The sequence below is a fragment of the Psychroserpens sp. genome, assembly GCF_034670085.1.
Lineage (GTDB): Bacteria > Bacteroidota > Bacteroidia > Flavobacteriales > Flavobacteriaceae > Psychroserpens.
Genome location: NZ_JAXMOD010000006.1, coordinates 53,200 through 74,367, shown reverse-complemented (window position 1 = coordinate 74,367; position 21,168 = coordinate 53,200). Strand labels below are relative to the sequence as shown.

The following is a 21,168-nucleotide window of genomic DNA, read 5'->3' as shown; positions in this document are numbered from 1 at the left end:
ATATATAACAGCTTATTATGCAAAAAGAATACCTTTTAAAAAAGTGGTTAAACAATGAACTGTCTGATACAGAAGCCAAGTCTTTTGATATGTTAGAAGATGCTGAGTTATATAATGAAATCATTGAGGAAGCTCAGCGGTTTAGTGGCAACACTAATGCACAAGTAGAATCTTTTGAATTGTTGAATAACAAATTAAATTCCGATAAAAACACTTCTACAAATTGGATTAAAGTTGTTTCAAGCATAGCTGCTATTTTTGTTATTGGCTTTGCTATATTCACATTAATAAATAAAAACCAAATTAGCTCGTTAAAGACTGTTTTAGCTCAAAATGAAACTGTTACCTTACCAGACAACTCTATAGTTAACCTAAATGAGTTATCAGAGTTAGACTACAATAGTTCTGATTGGGATGAAAATAGGTCAATAAATCTAAAAGGTGAAGCCTTTTTTGACGTAGAAAAAGGAAAACAATTCGATGTCAACACCCAATTTGGAAAAGTAAGCGTATTAGGCACAGAGTTTAATGTCTTATCCAGAGATGGTGTTTTTAAAGTGTCCTGTTATGAAGGCTTGGTTCAAGTAACTTATGAAAATAATGAAATTAAGCTGCCTGCTGGTACAGAGTTTATATTAGACTCTGGTGTAGGTGTGAAATCAAGTATTGTAATCGCAGAACCTTATTGGCTTAAAAATATGAGTGTTTTTGAAAATGCTACGTTAAAAGATGTTATAGCAGAATTTGAAAACCAATATGATGTTAAAATTCATTATACATCTGATACACCTATGAATTTCACGGGTGCTTTTGAACATAACAACCTTGAAAAGGCCTTAAAATCAATAACCCAACCCCTTAACTTGACCTACATCGTACAGAATACTAACGAGGTCATAATAAGGAATGGACAGAACTAATTTTCATATATTTTTATTACTGTGTCTCGTTTCGATATTAAAATCGCAAGGTCAAAGTACGGAAAAGAAAGTACCAATTTTTGAAGTACTTGAAGAAATCACTAATCAACACGGTATAATTTTTAATTATGAGAGTAATCTTTTAAATGATGTAACTGTTATTCCGGTATCTCAAGATTTGAGTTTGTCTGTAAAAATTAAAAATCTAGAAAAGCAATCTGATTTAATATTTGAGAAGGTAAGTAATTTAGTTTACAGCATTTCTATAGCTGTAAGATTGTGTGGCTATATTAAAGATTCAGATTTAGAACAACCACTTTTGGGCGCAACTATCAATGGTAAATTTGCTTATGCTTTAACTGACGAGAATGGTTTTTTTGAAATCGTATTAAAGTCTACAAATGAAATTGTAACCATAAGACATCTAGGATTTAAAACTATTGAACGTCAAGTCACCTATTTCGACTTGGAGCAATGTGGAACAATTACAATGTTAGTTCAACAAGAGGTCATCGCACCAGTACTCATTGAAACTTATCTTGTAAGAGGTATTGATAAAAGACAAGATTGGACGACATCTATTGATTACAGTCGTTTTAGCCTATTACCCGGTCTTATAGAATCTGATGTGCTTCAAACAGTCCAAGCCCTACCTAGTGTTCTAAGTGTTGATGAAACGGTTTCAAACATCAATATTAGAGGTGGTTCAAATGACCAGAATTTGATTCTGTGGGATGATATTAAGATGTATCAAACGGGACACTTTTTTGGTCTTATATCCAGTTTCAATCCACTCATGACTCAAACAGCAAGTGTTATTAATAATGGTTCAGATGTATCATTAACAGATGGTGTCTCTGGAACCATTCACATGCAAACTGACAAACAAATCGATTCAAAATTCAATGGTATTTTTGGAGTTAATTTTTTAAATGCAGAATTATTTTCAAATATTCCCATAGGAAATAAATCATCCCTTCAAATTGCATCAAGAAAGTCTTTAGATGACTTTGTAAGAACACCTACCTACGATGTCTATTTTGATAGAGTAACACAGGATACAGAAGCGGAAAATAATGTCTCTAATGTTACTAATTCTAATCAAGAATTTAATTTCTATGATACATCTTTCAGATGGTTATATCAACCAACAGATAAAGATCATATTCGATTAAATTTTATTCTAGTAAATAATGATTTGGGCTTCAATGAAACCGCTGACATCAATAGCAATTTACGAACCAGACGGAGCAAAATATCTCAAAACAGTCTAGCTGTTGGCCTTAATTACAAAAGACAATGGAACGAAGCCTTTTCATCAAGAATCAATGTTTACAATAGTGAATATAAACTTCAAGCATTAAATGCCGATGTATTGAGTAATCAGCTTCAATTGCAAGAGAATATTGTTTCTGAAACAAGTATTAAAATTGATAATAGCTTTGAAGAAAATTTATGGCGGTTTAATCTTGGATATCAATTTACAGAAACTGAAGTCATCAACTTAAACGATATTGATTTACCAAGATTTGTAAGACGTGATGAAGAAATATTAAGAGAGCATGGCGCTTTTGGACAGGCATGGTATAAGAACTCAAATAATAACTTTTCAGTTAGAGGAGGTGTTAGAGCAAATTACCTAACTAGGTTTGAAAGACTAATTATCGAGCCTAGATTGAATTTAAGAAAATCAATTGGTAATCAAATAGAAATTGAAGCTCAAGGGGAATTTAAACATCAAAGTACTTCACAGATAGTTAATTTTCAAAATGATTTTTTAGGCATCGAAAATCGACGTTGGCAATTAACAGATAACGATAGCATACCAATCATACAAAGTAAACAAGTTTCACTTGGATTTATGTATAAAAATAGCGGTTGGTTATTGGATGCAAAAGGATATTACAAAACAGTAAATGGTATTACTACACAAAGTCAGAGCTTTACTACAAAATATGAATTTGCTAAAGAAAAAGGAAGTTATGATGTCTTAGGTTTTGAGTTTCTATGTAGAAAGACATTTAATAATTTTAATAGTTGGTTAAGCTATTCTTATATAAACAACACTTACACTTTTGAAAATCTTGAAGAGATTCAGTTTCCAAGCAATTTTGATATTACGCACTCGGTAACCCTCGGAACCACTTTTAGTAACACATCTTGGAATATATCTGCTGGTATAAATTATAGAACCGGAAACCCAACTTCAATTCCTTTAGTTGGTTCTGAAATCTTAGATGACGAGGTGAATTTTGACCAAGCCAATAATGAAAGGTTACTTGATTATTTGAGGATAGATGCTTCAGCAATTTATAAGTTCAAAATAAATAACACATTTAGGTCAGAAATTGGAGCTTCTATCTGGAATATATCTAATAGAGAAAATGCAATTAATAATTATTATAGAGTTAATGAAAATAATGCGACTGAAGGGTTTTCAAGATTCTCTTTAGGCCTAACTACTAATGCTGTAGTACGTGTTTATTTTTAAAACAAAAACAACCAAAATAACCTTACAATTATAATTAATACTTAATATTATGAAAGCTTTTTACTACACTACAATTTTACTCTTTACGTGTTTCGTTCAAGGACAAATTATCAATTTTACAGACGTAGAATTAAAAAACAAATTGTTATCAGCAAATACTACAAACTTTACTGCATTAGATGTCAATGGAGATTCTGTAATAATTGACACCAATACTGACAACGAGATTGATATTGCAGAAGCACAGGTTATTTATGAATTAGATCTCAGCTCAAGTAATTTAACAAACCTTACTGGGTTAGAACACTTCATTAATTTAATAAGTTTAGGAATAAATTTAAATGATATATCTACTTTTGATGGAACAGCTTTCACTAATTTAGAATATCTCAATTTTAGCAATAACAACTTAACATTAACAAATCTTACAGGTCTTTCTAACCTGCAGATTTTTTGGGCGCATGGAAATCCGTTCAGCACAATCGATGTAAGCTCTCTTAGCTCACTAACCTTTTTTGACATTAGTTATTGTGACAATCTTACTGCATTGGATGTTAGTAATTTAACTAATCTCACTGATCTTTCTTGTAGTAGTAATGACGTTATGACAACCATAAATTTAAATGGCTGTACTGCGCTTGAGGATTTAAATTGTCAATATGGAGCTTTAACAAGTTTAGACTTAAGCGGACTTACAAATTTGTCAACGATGTTTGCTGAAAACAACAATATTTCAACAATCGATGTCACAGGAGCCGTAAGTCTTGGTAACATAAATATTGCTTACAATCAAGTATCCTCTTTAGTAGTTCACGATTTACCAGTATTACAATCCATTAGCGCAAATGGAAATATGATTAGCAATTTCAATATTCAAAATTGTCCACTCTTTTTTACACTTGTAATGATAGACAATCAATTAACTACACTAGATTTATCGGATGTTCCCAGCACAGTAATTGTTGAAGTTGAAAACAATGTATTAGAAAATTTAATTTTGGCAGATGCTAATGAAATTTATCAAATCAAATTAGCAAATAATCTTTTAACTGAAATTAACTTGAACAATTGTGTCAACTTAAATTGGGGTTCATTTGGTAGTAATCCAAATTTAGAATCTATTCTTCTTAAAAACGGAAGTATTGAATCACTTTTTAATATCAATATTAACAACCTACCAAATTTACAATATGTGTGTGCAGATGATGAGCAATTAAATGCTGTTCAAGCTTGGTTAACCGTCAATGGTTACGAAAATACCAACATAAATACCTATTGCTCTTTTACTCCTGGTGGTGAGTTTTATGAAATACAAGGTCAGACACAGTTTGATTTTGAAAGTGACGGATGTTCTATTACAGATGCCATGGTTCCCTTTATGACATATACAATTAATGATGGCTCTATTGAGGCAATAGGTGTTGCTGATAGTTCTGGGTCTTATCGCATTCCTGTGCAAGCTGGAAGCTATACTGTTACACCTGTTTCTATCGATCCAACACTTTTTGATGTTATTCCAGAAAGTTTCACTGTAAACTTCCCTTCAGAAAACAGTCCTTTTGAGCAAGACATTTGTATAGTGCCTAATTCGGTTACAAATGACTTAGAGGTAACAATTGTTCCAATAACTCCAGCTAGACCAGGTTTTAATTCAGATTATCAACTTTTAGTAAAAAATGTAGGGAATCAAATCCTAAGTGGCAATGTGAATTTATCTTATCCACAAGATGTAGTTACTTTTATTGAGTCTGATATTCCGTTTGATACGTCTGATATAAATAGTTTAACATGGAATTTCAATGATTTAGTTCCTTTTCAGTCTTTTGCGATTAACATCATGTATAATGTAAATCCACCTACTGACCCAAATTTCCCTGTTAACATTGATGATGTTTTGACTTATATAGCTACCGTAAACCCTGTTACTGATGACATTACTCCTGAGAATAATGTATTCACTTTAGATCAGATAGTGGTAGGCTCTTTTGATCCTAATGATATTGTTTGCTTAGAAGGTGAAAATATCCTATTAAACGAGGTTGGAGATTATGTACATTATCGTATTCGTTTTGAAAATACAGGTACGTTTCCTGCCGAAAATATTGTTGTTGAAAATTTAATTGATATTCAAAAATTTGATTTATCTAGTCTCAAAGTTTTAAGTGGTAATCATGAATTTGTAACGCGTATAACTGGAAATAAGATAGAGTTTATTTTTGAAAACATCAATCTTCCGTTTGATGATGCCAATAACGATGGTTATATTTTGTACAAGATAAAAACTCAAGCAACTTTAGAAGAAGGTGATACATTTGTTAATAATGCAAATATTTATTTTGATTTCAACTTTCCTATTGAAACAAACAATTATAGTACAACAGTAGTAACGGAGAATTTAAGTGTCAATGATTTTGAAATGCTTGATAGTGTGACAATTTATCCAAATCCAGTTGAAGATGTTCTAACAATTAGATCGCAATTTAATATCGAAAAGATTCAAATATTTAATCTACTTGGAAAGCTGATACAGGAAATCAAGCCAAGTCAAAATTCTCATGACATTAATGTCTCATATTTAACAGACGGTGTTTATTTTATAAATTTTCAAACAGAAAACAAGAAAATAACTAAGAAGTTTATTAAGATTTAAATAAGATAAGCTAAAAGGTAAGAAATTTGAGTGTTAATCTGGAATATTTCCAATAATGATAATCAAAAAATAAACTAAATCTATGTTCTATTAAAAAACCTTCAACCAAAAAAGGTTGAAGGTTTTTTGTACTCAAGGTGGGAATCGAACCCACACGACCGAAGTCACTGGATTTTGAATCCAGCGCGTCTACCAATTCCGCCACTTGAGCAATTTTGGACTGCAAAACTATAAAATAATTTATTACAATCCATTAAAAATAGTGGCTTTTATGCTTTTTCAGTCCAAATAAATTCCTAAATTTGCACCTCGTTTAAAGAAAGTGGTTTAAATCATTATCAAACAAACAATTAGATATGCCTAATTTAGCAACAGAAGCAAAAATTTTTGCTTGTAACCAAAGTAAAGAACTCGCAGAGAAAATTGCAGCTACTTTTGGTGTGCCTTTAGGTAATGTAATTACGTCAACTTACAGCGATGGTGAATTTCAACCATCTTATGAAGAATCTATTAGAGGCACACGTGTTTTTATAATAGGTTCTACTCATCCTGGTCCTGAAAATTTAATGGAAATGCTATTAATGATTGATGCAGCAAAGCGTGCTTCTGCAAGACACATTACAGCAGTTCTACCTTATTTTGGATGGGCAAGACAAGACAGAAAAGATAAACCAAGGGTTCCTATTGCAGCAAAATTAGTTGCAAAAATGCTTGAAGTTGCTGGAGCTACTCGTATTATCACAATGGATTTACATGCAGACCAGATACAAGGATTTTTCGAAAAACCTGTGGATCACTTGTTTGCTTCAACTATATTTTTACCATACTTAAGAGAACTTAACTTAAGCAACTTAACGATTGCTTCTCCAGATATGGGAGGTTCGAAAAGAGCTTATGCCTATTCTAAAGCATTAGCAAGTGATGTCGTAATCTGTTATAAGCAACGTGCTAAAGCAAATGTCATTTCTCACATGGAACTTATTGGTGATGTCACTGGAAAAAATGTAGTATTAGTTGATGATATGGTAGATACTGCCGGAACATTAACGAAAGCAGCCGATTTAATGATGGAAAAAGGTGCACTTAGCGTTAGAGCTATTTGTACGCATCCCATTTTATCTGGTGATGCTTATAAAAAGCTTGAAAACTCAAAATTAGAAGAATTAATCGTTACTGATTCAATTCCTTTAAGACAACAACACTCTAAAATTAGAGTTTTAAGTTGTGCCGAACTTTTTGCAGATGTAATGCACAATGTACATTACAACAAATCAATAAGTTCAAAATTTATAATGTAATTAATATTAATATAAACAAAAACAATGAAATCAATTACAATCAATGGATCTCAAAGAGAAAGCGTAGGCAAGAAAGCAACAAAAGCCTTACGTAATGCTGGCCAGGTTCCTTGCGTATTATACGGAGGAAACGAAACAGTGCATTTCTCAGCACCTGAATTGGCTTTCTCAAAACTTGTATACACGCCTAATGCGCATACAGTTGTGATTGCCGTTGAAAATGGGGAAACTTACGATGCTGTTTTACAAGACATTCAGTTTCACCCAGTAACAGATAAAATCTTACACGTAGATTTTTACCGCTTATTTGAAGACAAAGAAATCGCAATGGATATTCCTGTACATGTTATAGGAACATCTAAAGGTGTTTTAAATGGTGGTGTTCTTCGTAAGAACAGACGTAAATTAAGAGTGAAAGCTTTACCTAAGAATCTTCCAGATTTCTTAGAAGCCGATATCACACCTTTAAAAATTGGTAGTAAATTATATGTTACCGCTTTAGAAGGTGAAGGGTACTCAATTTTACATTCTGACAATACTGTTGTCGTTCAAATCAAAACTGCTAGAACTGCTATTGTTGATGATGAAGATGAAGATGAAGATGAATTAGAAGAAGGAGCAGTAGCAACTACTGAAGGAGGAGAAGCTCCTGCAGCTGAAGCAACTGAAACTCAAGAATAGAACACATTTATTCTTTAAATATAAAAAGCATTCTATTTATTTAGAATGCTTTTTTATTTTTACAAAAACTTTGATTATCTGGAAGTTTATAAAAAATCTATTTAAATGGAATTCGACATCGTTAGATATCGAAGACACTAATTCTATGAAAAAATTTCTAATTGTTGGACTTGGCAATATTGGAGAGCAATACGCAAATACCAGACATAATATTGGTTTTAAGATTTTGGATGCCTTTGCTGACAAAGAAGAACTTCATTTTGAGACTCAAAAATTGGGTGATCTAACCACCTATAAATTTAAAGGAAGAACTTTTATTCTATTAAAACCTAGTACGTTTATGAATTTAAGCGGGAAAGCTGTTCTGTACTGGTTAACAAAAGAGAAAATTCCTTTAGAGAACCTATTGGTTATTACAGATGACCTCAACCTTCCTTTTGGTAGCCTTCGGTTGAAAACAAAGGGTAGTGATGGTGGACATAATGGTTTAAAAGATATTCAAGACAAATTACAAACCAATAAATACAACCGATTTAGATTTGGTATTAGTGATGAGTTTAGCAAGGGAAGACAAGTTGATTATGTCTTAGGAGAATGGACCATGGAAGAATCTGAAAAACTCAAAGAGCGATTTGAAAAATCAATAGAGATTATAAAATCTTTTGGTACTGCTGGAATTAGTATTACAATGAATACGTTCAATGGAAAATAAAAAGAGAGGCTAATTAGCCTCTCCTTTATTATATATGGTAGACCAATTAATAATCAATTATTATTCGCTTGGTTACTTTACTTGTTCCGTTATCTACAGTCACTAAATACACTCCAGATTGAGCATTATCTAGATTAACTGTTTGATTAAATGATGGTGAGCCTTCATAAAGGTTTTCAAAAATTCGTCTTCCTCTAATATCGAATACCGAAATTTTTACATCTTCAGAATTAGAGTTATTGATGACAACATTAAACGTTCCTTTACTTGGATTAGGATAAATTACAAAATCTGAAACACTAATAGTTTCATCATTTACTGAAAGTGCTCCTTCAATACAAAGCTCTAAAGTAAAAGTCAAAATTTGTCCTCCATCTGCAAATCCAAAATCATCGTCAACAGAAAGTGTCCAATCACCACCAGACATTTCACCATACAGTGTTGATAAATCTCCTTCAGGAATAAAAGTTCCTGTAAAAGGAGAAACACCATCTGTTATTAATGTTGTTGCTTCTTGATCAAATGTTGTATCAATATAATCATCATCAAAATCTTCACCATTATCTGTTGAAAGTTCTACAGATGTTCCTTGAGGACTGATTAAAAATATATCCAAATCGTTGTTCCAATCATGAGGAATATTAATAGTGACATTAACATCAGTAATTGGAGCATTGTTAGGAACATTAATAACAGAGGTGTACGTGTCTGTCGCATTTCCAGTTTCAAGAATTTCGATAGGTAAATCTAAAGCATCAAAAAATCCACAAGAAATGTTAGCAGTTGTAAAACTAAAAACTGAAGATACTGGAGCTGTATTACATAAATTAGAAGCCGTAACTCTCCAATAGTATAAGGTATTCGTATTTAAATTACTTGCTATATAAGATGTCGTCTGAGCTGTTCCACTGTCTACAATAGTTGTGAAATTCATGTCTGAAGCTACTTCAACAAAAAAGTTTTGAGAATTATCAGTTCCAGTCCACATCAATTCAGGTTCCGAACTTTGATCTATAGCTCCATCACTCGGTGAGGTTAGAATGGCTGCATCAACTAAATCATTATAAACATTCATTATTAAATCTACACTTTGCGAAATACCTCCTGAAGTCCCAACAAATGTAAATGGATAGCTTCCAACAGCTATACTTCCTGTTCCATTTATGGTTATTGTACCTGTAGTTCCATCTGTAATAGCAGATAATGGATTTATAACTGCCGAAGCTCCTGCTGGCAAACCTGTAACAGAAAATGTTGTGGTATCACTAAATCCTAAAAACGTATTATACGTAAAATTATATACTGGACTAGTTGGCTGACAAACATCTAATTCTGCTACATCAACTGTAACAATAAATTCAGATTCTTGGATACTGAAATTAGAAGAATTTACAGCATAAAATATATTGTTATTTCCTTCAACTATAATTCTTGCCATTGATGTATCACCTCCTGTAATTGGCACAGTTACATCATGAGAACCGTCATTAGGTACATTAGCAGCCATGGTAAACGGAAAGGTTTGACCGCCATCTACAGATAGTAAAATATTTACAGTTGGTGTATTCACATTACCACCATCAGTGCCTGCAACATCCCAAGTAATTGTTTGTGAAGATCCTGCATCCCAGTTTTCATTTGAAGTTTGCGAAGTCACTACAAAAGGACCGCTATTATTATCAACAGTAACTGTCATCGTATCAAAATCTGATTGTGGTGTTTGACCAACTCCTCCAGCTTCAGATCGATCTCTAACGATTAAAGCAAAATTTAAATCTCGACCTACAGTAGATACAGTTTCCCATGAACTATTATCAACAGTTTCAACAGGATTTGTCTCTGTAAGCTGACCATTTAAAACACGCTCAAAAATTGGCATATATCTATCTGGTGACGTACTAGGAGGTCTTGATCTCCAAACAGCTCCAGTGGTTTTGGTTGGACCAAAATTACCATTCGTTGTAACACCATCATCAATTTGCTCCCAGCAATACGTTAAAGTATCTGAACCATCAGCATCTGTTGCGTTACCCTTAAGAATAAAAGCTGTTCCGTTTGGAATTGTATAATCTAATCCTGCATCTGCAACTGGAGGATTATTAGTTATTGCTGTAGTTACCGCACAATTATTTGGTGCTGAACCTACATTGTTTAAAATTTGTGAAATACTATAGTAATGAAAATAAGGATCAGAATGGTCCTGTACATCATTTCCACCTGTTATTCCTGCATAACCCATAATCGTAGTTCCACTTCCTGGCTCTGCGTTTACACCTGTACCTTCTGAACCAAATGAATAGGTGTGATTTGCTCCCATTTGGTGACCCATTTCATGTGGTACATAATCGATATCAAAGAAATCAGCCATATATGGTCCACCATCATTATCTACAAACGAATGGGCTGAAAAAGCACTACCTTTTCCATTCTGACAAACACATCCAATACAACCAGCGTTTCCATTATTCCCAGCAAAATGTAATAAATGACCAATATCATAGTCGGCTTCACCTACCGTTGCTGTTAAATTAGTTTGTAAATCTCCATTCAAATTTCCTCCGTAAGGGTCTGTTCCAGAGTACACAATATCTATTGCAGGATCATCAACTGTATTGACTAATAAAAAAGTAATTGCCATATCAACTTCAAATACCTCATTTACTCTATTTAAAGTTGAAACCATTTGAGCTAAAGCATCTTCTTGTGGTCCACCATTTCCAGCATTAGCATCATCCCAAAACCCAGTATATTGTGAAGTTGTAGAAATTGCTATCCTGAACGTTCTCAACAATTGATCATTGGCATCTCGTTGCATAGATGGTGTTGAAGATCTTGAAAGCACTTCTAAATCTTCAGTTAAGCATTCAAATGTATCCGATGAATCAATTTGAGCATCTCTATTATATATCAAATATTGACCATTAGAAACTTTGGTCACAGGTTGAATATAGAACATCTCTTTACCAGGTTCTGAAATCATTGCTTTTAAACCTAAAGGCGTCACACTAAATCTGATGCGAGTTCCAGAATTATCAATTCTAGACCCTAAATACGTTTTGATGTTTGGAAAAGCATTCGCTCCATATTCTGAAGAAAATATAGCAGTTTCAACTATACGATAATCTTCTAACTCACCTCTAAAATTAGGAAACTGAATAATCGTATTTGATTGTCCATTAGATTCTTTTCTATGAGGCACATTGAGAAGTTGTTCTTTTAGGTTTTCAATATTTAATTGAAAAACCGTATAATTTTTAGAATCTAGTTGCTCTAAGGTAACATTATCTGTTCCATTTCTAAATTTGGAACTTTCCCAAACGTTTTGTTGAGCGCACATCGAAAATGCAACAAAAAAGAAAATTGTAAATCTGATCAAGTGGAGAGTTATTTTCATATCTTTTTTTTAAATTTTTTAAAGATACCATAATTTTAAAATAATGGACATAAAAAAAAGAGGCAATAATTGCCTCTTTTTTTTAATATAAATTTTACTGTATTAGTCTACAATAATTCTTTTAGTAATTTCATTAACTCCATCATTAACAGTAACTAAATACATTCCTGAATGAACGCTGTTTAAACTAACTGTTTCGTTAAAGTCTCCATTATTTGTATAAGCATTATTAAAGATTTTTCTACCTCTAATATCAAATACTTCTACTATAATATCATTTCCTGAATTAGAATTTAACTTAATCGTAAATTCACCATTATTAGGGTTAGGGAATATTGCAAAACCATTTGATTCAAATTCTGAAATACTCAATTGATCTTCTAAACAAAGTTCAATTTCAAAACTTGTTAAATTTCCACCATCTTGATCAAAGTTATCAGTAATAGTCAATGTCCAATTACCTGCAGACATCTCTCCATATATTAAAGATAAATCACCTTCAGGAATGTATGGTCCAATAAAGATATTGTTTGTAGGAGTATCTCCATCAACTGGAATTGTAGCCTCTTGGTCAAAAAGTGTGTTTTGGTATTCGCCCACACCGTTAACTCCATTAACAGAAGTTAATTCTACTTCAGTTCCGTTTGGACTTGTAATAGTTGCTGTTATATCACGAATCCATGTATGATCAATTGAAAAAGAAACATTGATATCATCAATAGGCATATCTTCTGTCACATTTATTACAGATGTATAAGTCAGACCTGCTCCTACCGCTGAAATTACTTGTGGTGTATCAGTTGCGACATAATCATTACATGTTATTACTGTACAATTATTATCTAGTTCAACATCTACAGTTTCTGTAACAGAATTAGAAGTACCAGTAACAGTTATCGTATAATCACCTACAGCAGTAGCTCCTAAATTACCTACAGTCATGACGAAGTTTCCATCATCATTTAAAGTTGCAGGACTAAAGTTAACTGTTGCATTTGCAGGCAAGCCAGTAGCCGAGAATGTTGTTGTTTCATTAAAGTCTAAAATTGTAGTATACGTAAGATTAAAATCAACAGACGTATCAGTATTAGGACAACTAGACATTGGACTATCGTTAGCAGTTAACGTAAATCCAGGTGTTGGTGCAACACATACATTAGGCTTAAACTGAGCAGCCAAAACTGCATTCATATAGGCATCAACATTATTCATTTGACCAGGTGTAAACATATACATACACGCATCATTTACGTAATCCATATAGTTCATTGTTAAAGCTCTTCCATTACAACCAAATGGTCCAGGAATAGCAGGACATCCATAAGTACTGTTAGCAACCTCAGGAGTATCCGCAATACCGTCACCACCAACTCCACAAACGCCTCCACCATCAGCATTAAATGTATGGTTTAAACCATAAAAGTGACCTAATTCGTGAGTTACTGTTCTACCAAGGTTATATGGCGCTCCAGGAACAATCCCAGAACCAGGACAACCAGATCCAGATCCAAAAGCAAATGTATTCATTGTTACGGCTTGACCGGCTGCAACACTACCATTTAAAGGTGAAAATCCTAAAAGACCACCTCCAATATTTCTAACTACAAAATTCATGTAACCAGACCAGTTTCCATCAGCATTACCAACTCCACCACCAAAATTGTAACCAATACTTACGCAAGGATTACCTTCAAGTAATTCTGGATCAAGTCCAACAGGGTGATTTGAAGTAGCAATACAAAATGAAATATTAGCAGCACCAGCATTTAAGCCAGGAAAAAACACACTAGATTGAGTATTCCAAATAGAAATATCACCATTTGTAGCCGTGTAATCTGCATTTAATATGTCTATTTGATTTTGAGCTAAAGCTTCTAAACAAGCTCTATCCGCTTCATTTGCATCTGGATAATGAACTGCAACAGGAATTTCAATTGTTGCACCTCCTCGATTACTGAATTCTCCAGTACTTAATCGTCTCGCGATTTCTTCTTTTAATTTTTTTTGATTTTCTTCATATTCCTTAGCAAAAACAGGATCTTTAAGCATCTCCTCCATGTACTCAACCATTCCACAAGTACGATCTTGAGAATAACCAGTCATAGCAAGCATTAGCGCTAGGATAGTGAAAATTGATTTAAAAGTAAAGTTCTTCATGTGTATTTAAATTAGTTATTAATTTTTCTTTTCACTAGGTTTTTTGGAAATAGTGAGTTCAAATCTAATAAATTCATATGATTTTATAATAGTTTTTTTAACAAAAATTGAGGTTTTAACAGTTAATTTACACTTTTTATTAGATTTTAATAAAAAGTGTGCAACACCTTTCTTTTCAGATTGTTGACTCTTGAGTTAAATTTTAAAATCAATTAAAGTAGAAACTTATATTTTATTGGTTTTAGGTTTATGGTTATTTTTACCAAAATAATTTTCAATTTTGAAACTTTACGATAATCAAAACTCTTATTCTAAAAAGCCATCTGTTATAACAATTGGAACGTTTGACGGTGTTCATATTGGACATCAAAAAATCATAGAACGATTAGTTAAAGTTGGTAAGAATAAAAGCCTTGAATCTGTAGTACTTACGTTTTTTCCACACCCAAGAATGGTGCTTCAGAAAGAATCAAATATTGAACTTTTAAATACGATTGACGAACGAAAAGACTTACTGTCTAAACTTAATTTACAGGCACTTGTTATAAAGACCTTTACTGTAAAATTTGCAAATCTTTCAGCAAGAGATTATGTAAAACGTGTTTTAGTAGAAGAACTTAATGCTAAACATATTATTATTGGATATGATCATCATTTCGGCAAGAATAGAAGTGCCAATATTGAAGATTTAAAAATCTACGGAAAAGAATTTGGGTTCGATGTTGAAGAAATTTCAGCTCAAGATATTAAAGATGTTGCTGTAAGTTCAACCAAAATCAGAAATGCCATATCAAATGGTGAATTACAAACTGCAAATACCTATTTGGGATATCCCTATTTTCTAACAGGAATAGTTGTAAGAGGAAAAGGATTAGGTAAACAGATTCAATTTCCAACTGCAAACCTTCAAATTAAAGAAGATTACAAACTCATTCCAAAAAATGGTGTGTATGTGGTTCATTCAGTAATTGATGGTCTAACCGTGTATGGCATGATGAATATTGGCACAAACCCAACCGTTAATGGCACCTCACAATCTATTGAAGTTCATTTTTTTAATTTAGATAAAGATCTTTACGATGATACCCTTAAGGTGCATATTTTATCTCGTATAAGAGACGAACAAAAATTTCAATCTGTTGCTTTACTTCAAGAACAACTAAAATTAGATCAAGAGCATGCGCTAAAATACATTAGTGTATATGAATAAGTTTTTATTTAAGCATATTGACAATAGTGCTTTGGTGGTATTTCGAATTCTATTTGGCGCTTTAATTGCCTTAGAAAGTTTTGGCGCTATTCTCACTGGATGGATTACTCGAACACTTGTTGAACCTCAATTTACATTCAATTTTATCGGCTTTGATTGGCTTCAACCATTACCAGGATTATGGATGTATGTATATTATGCTGTAATGGGAATCTTTGGGGTTTTCGTCATGATTGGATTTAAATACAGACTAAGCATCCTTAGTTTTACTTTGCTTTGGGCTGGTGTTTATTTTATGCAAAAATCATCGTACAACAATCATTATTATTTTTTAATGATATTAAGTGCAGCAATGACTGTAATGCCTGCTCATAAATTTGCTTCGGTCGATGCAAGACTAAACCCGGAAATAAAAAGCTACTCAATGCCCAATTGGTGCAGGATGTATTTTTTCTTGCAACTATTCATCTTATATACGTTCGCTTCGATTGCAAAACTATATCCAGATTGGATTGATCTTACGGTTCCTAAGCTCTTAATGCAAAGTAAACAAGGCTATTTTTTAGTTGGTGAACTACTTCAATATAAAGCAATGCATTATTTTATTGCTTATGGTGGCATTTTATTTGACGGACTTATTATCCCATTATTATTATGGAAACCAACTCGAAAACTAGCATTTATTGCATCCATCTTTTTTCATCTCTTTAACTCTTTTATTTTTCAAGTCGGAATATTTCCGTATTTGTCATTAGCATTTGCTGTTTTCTTTTTTGACCCTCAATACATTCAGAAGGTATTCTTGAAGAAAAAACCACTTTATGAGGGCAATGACATTAATATTCCCAAATATGCTCCAGCAATCAAAACGGTATTTATAGTCTATTTTATAATACAAATTGCGCTTCCAATAAGACATCATTTTATTGAAGATGATGTGCTTTGGACAGAAGAAGGCCATAGAATGTCATGGCGAATGATGCTTCGTACAAAAAGAGGCACAACTACTTTTACTGTGTTAGACAAAGCTACAGATAATTGGATACGGATTAATCTCGACGAGTATTTGTCCAAAAAACAACAAAAAACCGTAAGCACTAAACCGGATATTATGTGGCAATTTGCCCAACATCTTAAAGAAGAATATGCCAAAAATGGAATGGATATAGAAGTATATGTTAAAGCCTTTGTTAGCGTTAACGGAAAACCTAGTCGACAACTTATTGATCCTAAAGTTGACTTGGCTCGCGTAAAATGGCATCCTTTTAAACATCATGAATGGATTTTACCTTCAAAACAAGATGAGAATAACTGACAATTCATTAAATTTGCAGCTTAAATTTTTTACACATGTTACAAGTTGCTTTTATTAGAGAACACAAAGTAGACGTCATTAAAAGATTAGCAAAACGAAATATAGATGCTACTCAAATGATTGAAGACGTGATTGACTTAGATGAAGACAGAAGAGCTTTACAAACTCAATTAGATAACACTTTGGCTGAATCTAATAGTATTTCAAAGGAAATAGGCAATTTGTTCAAATCTGGAAAAGCTGCTGAAGCGAACCTTCTGAAAGCAAAAACAATACAATTAAAAGAAGATTCTAAAACTTTAGGCGATCAACTTAACGAAAAAGCTGAAGCCCTAACGAATTTGCTTTATAAAATTCCTAATGTACCTCACGAAAGTGTTCCTAGTGGAAATTCTGAAGAAGATAATGAAGAAATTTATTCAGAAGGTGAAATCCCAAAGCTTATAGAAGGTGCTCTTCCGCATTGGGAATTAGCAAAAAAATATGACATCATTGACTTTGAACTCGGCAATAAAATTACTGGAGCAGGTTTTCCGGTATATAAAGGCAAAGGTGCTAGACTACAACGTGCTTTAATCTCTTACTTTTTAGATAAAAATATTGAAGCTGGTTATACAGAATACCAATTGCCTCATTTAGTAAACGAAGCATCTTGTTATGGTACAGGTCAATTACCAGATAAAGAAGGACAAATGTATCACGATTCTCGTGACGATTTATATTTAATCCCTACTGCAGAAGTTCCTGGAACAAATGTATTTAGAGATGTTTTATTAGCTGAAAGTGATTTGCCAATCGGTATTACAGGTTATACGCCTTGCTTCAGAAGAGAAGCTGGTAGTTATGGAGCACATGTAAGAGGATTGAATAGACTGCATCAGTTTGATAAGGTTGAAATCATTCGCGTGGAGCATCCTGATCATTCATACAAAGCCTTTGATGGCATGGTTGAACATGTAAAAGGTATTTTACGTGAATTAAAATTACCGTATAGAATTTTACGTTTATGTGGTGGTGATACAGGTTTTCCTTCAGCAATGACTTATGATTTTGAGGTGTTTTCTACTGCTCAAGACCGTTGGTTAGAAATTTCTAGCGTATCAAATTTTGAATCTTATCAAGCAAATCGTTTACGCTTACGTTACAAAAACAGTAATGGTAAAAACGAATTAGCGCATACTTTAAATGGAAGCTCTCTTGCTTTACCAAGAGTTTTAGCAGGTATTTTAGAGAATTATCAAACCGAAGATGGTATCCAAATTCCAGACGTTTTGATTCCATATACAGGATTCGATAAAATATAAATTTGTAAGAATATTCATATATTAAGTCGTTTAAATGCTAAAAAAAGACGTTGTTCAACGAATTTTTAGCAAATTCTTTTGATTTTTCAAGAATAATAAAGAAGTTAGTATTCCCAATTACGAACAAACCTACTTATTATGAAAAATATTAAACGCATCGTACTTCTAGTAACATTAATCGTTATGGCCAGCAAAGTATTATTATAATCTTACCTCTTTAGATAATCCCAGAAAATAGCCACAGCAGAATAATTGAATCATTTTTAATTAGTGATTAATAGCACATTTATTTTGGTTGGTAATGCCTAAACTTGCGTTTAGGCATTTTTTTATAAAAACATTCACAATATGTAAGCTTGGCTTAAGTTATATTTACATAAATTAGTGGCATGAAGCAGTTTCTTCTTATAATCTTTCTTTTTAATTGTGTAATTGGTTTTTCACAAGACGAACAATTAGCAGATAATTATTTTAAACGTGGTGAGTTTGAAAAAGCCCTTATAACGTATCAAAAATTATACGAAAAAAATAAAGGCAATTATACATACATCTACAAACTCGTTGAAACCTATCAGCAATTAGAGCAATATGATAATGCTCAAATTCTTTTAATTGAACACATTTCTAAAAGTAATAATCCAACATTATTAGTCGAATTAGGTTACAATTATCAATTAAAAGGCAATACTGAAATTTCACAGACCTATTACACAGATGCCATTATTGGCATTGACCAAAATCCAGCGTTTTCATATAGCGTTGCTAAGCGTTTTCAAGATCATAGCCTTTTAGAAAAAGCCATTATTGTTTACAAAAAAGGAATGGTTCTCAATCCAAAGCAAAATTTTAACGTACAACTTGCTCGTATTTATGGCGAACTTGGAAACATTGAACAAATGTTCTCAAATTACATTGATTATATTGAATCTAAACCTACCTTTCTTAATAATGGAAAACGAGCGTTTAGTGATTTTATATCCGAGAGTAGCGACAACGAAAATAATAGTTCACTCAGAAAATTACTCCTCAAAAAAATTCAAGCACAACCTGACGAAATTTGGTATGATATGTTAAGTTGGCTCTATATTCAAGAAAAAGCCTATAACAAAGCCTTCATTCAAGAGAAAGCACTATACAGGAGAAATCCAGAAAGTTTATCGCGCATTACAGATTTAGCACTTACAGCTATTAACGAAAAAGATTATGACACAGCGAATTCCATTTTCAATTATATTTTAGATAATTCTCAAGATATTGAAACCAGACTTACAGCGCATCAATACCTTTTAGATCTTGAGGTTACTAATGCCAATAAAAAGGATTTCAAAGACATTCAAGACAAATATTTGGCGCTTTTCGTTCAATATGGAACTTACGAACAGACCATTGCGCTTCAAATAGCATATGGCGAATTTCTTGCTTTCAATATACATGATCCGGAAGCAGCTAGTTCATTTTTGAAAAAGAGTCTTAAATTAGAATTGTCTCAATTTCAAGAGGCAACAGTTAAATTAAAATTGGGAGACATCTTAGTTTTTCAAGAAAAGTTTAATGAAGCCTTAATTTACTATTCTCAAATTCAGGCGAATCTTAAAAACAGTACCATCTCTCAGGAAGCTAGATATAAAGTGGCAAAAACAAGTTATTATAAAGGAGATTTTGAATGGGCAGAATCACAGCTTAAAATTTTAAAATCATCAACATCTCAACTTATTGCAAATGATGCTTTAGATTTAAAATTATTAATTTCAGATAATATTCAAGAAGACTCTTTGCACACCGCATTACGTTTATACTCAAAAGCTGATTTATATGCGTTTCAGAATAAAAACGAAGAAGCAATATCACTTTTAGATAAAATTCTTAAAGAGCATAAAGGTGAAACCATTGAAGATCAAGCGTTGTTTATGCAGGCTAAATTGTTTGAAGACTCAAAACAATTCGATAAAGCTGTGGCAAATTACGAATATATTATTGCCAACTACAGAGATGAAATTTTAGCAGATGACGCTCATTTTTATTTAGCGCAATTATACCAAACAGAACTTGGTGAACCTGAAAAAGCAAAACCACTTTACGAAAAAATCATTTTTAATCACCAAGACAGCATCTATTTTATTGAAGCACGAAAACGCTTTAGAATGTTACGAGGTGATGCGATTAACTAAGCTGTAGTTATCTAAATTTCTCATGATAATAGCCGAAACCGACAGACTTATACTTTCAAAAATCACCTTAGATGATGCACCTTTCATTTTAAAACTTGTGAATACGCCTGATTGGATTAAGTATATTGGAGATCGTAATATCAAAACCGTTGAACAGGCAGCAAATCATATAGAAAACAACCAACTTAAGTGTTATGAAACACATGGTTTTGGCTATTACAAAGCCCAATTAAAAGACGATGGTTTAAAAACCATTGGTACTTTTGGCTTATTAAAACGAGACACTTTAGAGCATATTGATATTGGATTTTCAATGCTTCCCGAATATCACGGTAAAGGTTATGGTTTTGAAGCTGCTTCAGAAGTCATGAAACTCGCAAAAAACAGGTTCAAAATACAAACATTGTGCGCAATTACACTTCCAATAAACCAGCCATCCATTAATCTTTTGGGAAAATTAGGCTTATCTTACCAAAAAACAGTAAAACCCTTTGAAGACGACGAAGAACTTCTGTTATTTGCAAAGAATTTATAATTAAATCACATGTACATATATAACGTGACTGTCAATATTGACGACAGTATTCATGACGAATGGCTACTTTGGATCAAAGAACATATTCCTCAAGTGCTATCTACCGGAAAATTTGAAAAGGCAACTCTAACCAAAGTTTTAGTTGATGAAGAGATGGGAGGACAAACCTATTCTATTCAATATAGATCCTATTCTAGAGAAGCTTTAGATGCCTATTACAAAGAAGACGCAGATAAATTACGTCAGGACAGCTTAAAGCGCTTTGCAGACAAATCAATTGCCTTTAGAACAGAACTACAAATTGTAGATGAATATTCAGTGAAATTTAAGTAA

Annotated in this window: 14 protein-coding genes and 1 tRNA gene; 12 read left to right on the top strand and 3 right to left on the bottom strand. The window is 32.6% G+C overall.

What is annotated here, in order from left to right; translation table 11 throughout:
- Nucleotides 1-17: 17 nt before the first annotated feature.
- Genes VOI25_RS11160 through VOI25_RS11150 form a run of 3 tightly spaced genes read left to right on the top strand, consistent with a single transcriptional unit; the run spans nucleotide 18 to nucleotide 6,061 of the window.
- Nucleotides 18-920 (top strand): FecR family protein, encoded by a 903-nt coding sequence (locus VOI25_RS11160; RefSeq protein WP_323789158.1) that lies wholly within the window; start codon nucleotides 18-20, stop codon nucleotides 918-920.
- Entirely contained in the window at nucleotides 907-3,411 is a 2,505-nt protein-coding gene (locus VOI25_RS11155) for a TonB-dependent receptor (protein ID WP_323789157.1), read from the top strand. The genes VOI25_RS11160 and VOI25_RS11155 overlap by 14 nt, the downstream gene beginning before the upstream one ends.
- A gap of 49 nt (nucleotides 3,412-3,460) precedes the next feature.
- Nucleotides 3,461-6,061, top strand: a complete 2,601-nt coding sequence (locus VOI25_RS11150; protein WP_323789156.1) for a T9SS type A sorting domain-containing protein — start codon at nucleotides 3,461-3,463, stop codon at nucleotides 6,059-6,061.
- A gap of 129 nt (nucleotides 6,062-6,190) precedes the next feature.
- On the opposite strand, the gene VOI25_RS11145 is transcribed toward VOI25_RS11150, so the two are convergent.
- A tRNA-Leu gene (locus VOI25_RS11145) sits at nucleotides 6,191-6,272 on the bottom strand.
- Nucleotides 6,273-6,417: 145 nt separating this feature from the next.
- Between VOI25_RS11145 and VOI25_RS11140 the strand changes: the two genes are divergently transcribed.
- From VOI25_RS11140 to pth, 3 genes are all read left to right on the top strand, one after another.
- Nucleotides 6,418-7,359: a ribose-phosphate pyrophosphokinase gene (locus VOI25_RS11140; protein WP_323789155.1), complete on the top strand. Its 942-nt coding sequence runs from the start codon at nucleotides 6,418-6,420 to the stop codon at nucleotides 7,357-7,359.
- A gap of 24 nt (nucleotides 7,360-7,383) precedes the next feature.
- The gene (locus VOI25_RS11135; RefSeq protein WP_323789154.1) at nucleotides 7,384-8,040 is read left to right on the top strand and encodes a 50S ribosomal protein L25/general stress protein Ctc; all 657 of its coding nucleotides are present in this window, start codon (nucleotides 7,384-7,386) and stop codon (nucleotides 8,038-8,040) included.
- A 145-nt stretch (nucleotides 8,041-8,185) separates the two neighbouring features.
- A complete protein-coding gene (pth, locus tag VOI25_RS11130) occupies nucleotides 8,186-8,752 on the top strand; it encodes an aminoacyl-tRNA hydrolase (protein WP_323789153.1) in 567 nt (188 codons plus the stop codon).
- A gap of 46 nt (nucleotides 8,753-8,798) precedes the next feature.
- Here the strand turns inward: pth and VOI25_RS11125 are convergent, their stop codons facing one another.
- Nucleotides 8,799-12,146: a reprolysin-like metallopeptidase gene (locus tag VOI25_RS11125; RefSeq protein ID WP_323789152.1), complete on the bottom strand. Its 3,348-nt coding sequence runs from the start codon at nucleotides 12,144-12,146 to the stop codon at nucleotides 8,799-8,801.
- A gap of 102 nt (nucleotides 12,147-12,248) precedes the next feature.
- A complete protein-coding gene (locus VOI25_RS11120) occupies nucleotides 12,249-14,303 on the bottom strand; it encodes a T9SS type A sorting domain-containing protein (RefSeq protein ID WP_323789151.1) in 2,055 nt (684 codons plus the stop codon).
- Nucleotides 14,304-14,583: 280 nt separating this feature from the next.
- Here VOI25_RS11120 and VOI25_RS11115 point away from each other — a divergent pair, with 280 nt between their 5' ends.
- From VOI25_RS11115 to VOI25_RS11090, 6 genes are all read left to right on the top strand, one after another.
- A complete protein-coding gene (locus VOI25_RS11115; protein WP_323789150.1) occupies nucleotides 14,584-15,513 on the top strand; it encodes a bifunctional riboflavin kinase/FAD synthetase in 930 nt (309 codons plus the stop codon).
- Nucleotides 15,506-16,828, top strand: coding sequence for an HTTM domain-containing protein (locus tag VOI25_RS11110; RefSeq protein ID WP_323789149.1), 1,323 nt, complete (start codon nucleotides 15,506-15,508; stop codon nucleotides 16,826-16,828). The genes VOI25_RS11115 and VOI25_RS11110 overlap by 8 nt, the downstream gene beginning before the upstream one ends.
- Before the next feature lie 35 nt (nucleotides 16,829-16,863).
- Nucleotides 16,864-18,132, top strand: coding sequence for a serine--tRNA ligase (serS, locus tag VOI25_RS11105; RefSeq protein ID WP_323789148.1), 1,269 nt, complete (start codon nucleotides 16,864-16,866; stop codon nucleotides 18,130-18,132).
- Nucleotides 18,133-18,521: 389 nt separating this feature from the next.
- Nucleotides 18,522-20,300 carry a tetratricopeptide repeat protein gene (locus VOI25_RS11100; RefSeq protein WP_323789147.1) on the top strand — a complete coding sequence of 593 codons (1,779 nt, stop codon included), beginning with the start codon at nucleotides 18,522-18,524 and terminating at the stop codon, nucleotides 20,298-20,300.
- 22 nt (nucleotides 20,301-20,322) lie between these two features.
- Nucleotides 20,323-20,835, top strand: a complete 513-nt coding sequence (locus VOI25_RS11095; protein WP_323789146.1) for a GNAT family N-acetyltransferase — start codon at nucleotides 20,323-20,325, stop codon at nucleotides 20,833-20,835.
- Between the two features lie 9 nt (nucleotides 20,836-20,844).
- Entirely contained in the window at nucleotides 20,845-21,168 is a 324-nt protein-coding gene (locus VOI25_RS11090) for a DUF4286 family protein (RefSeq protein WP_323789145.1), read from the top strand.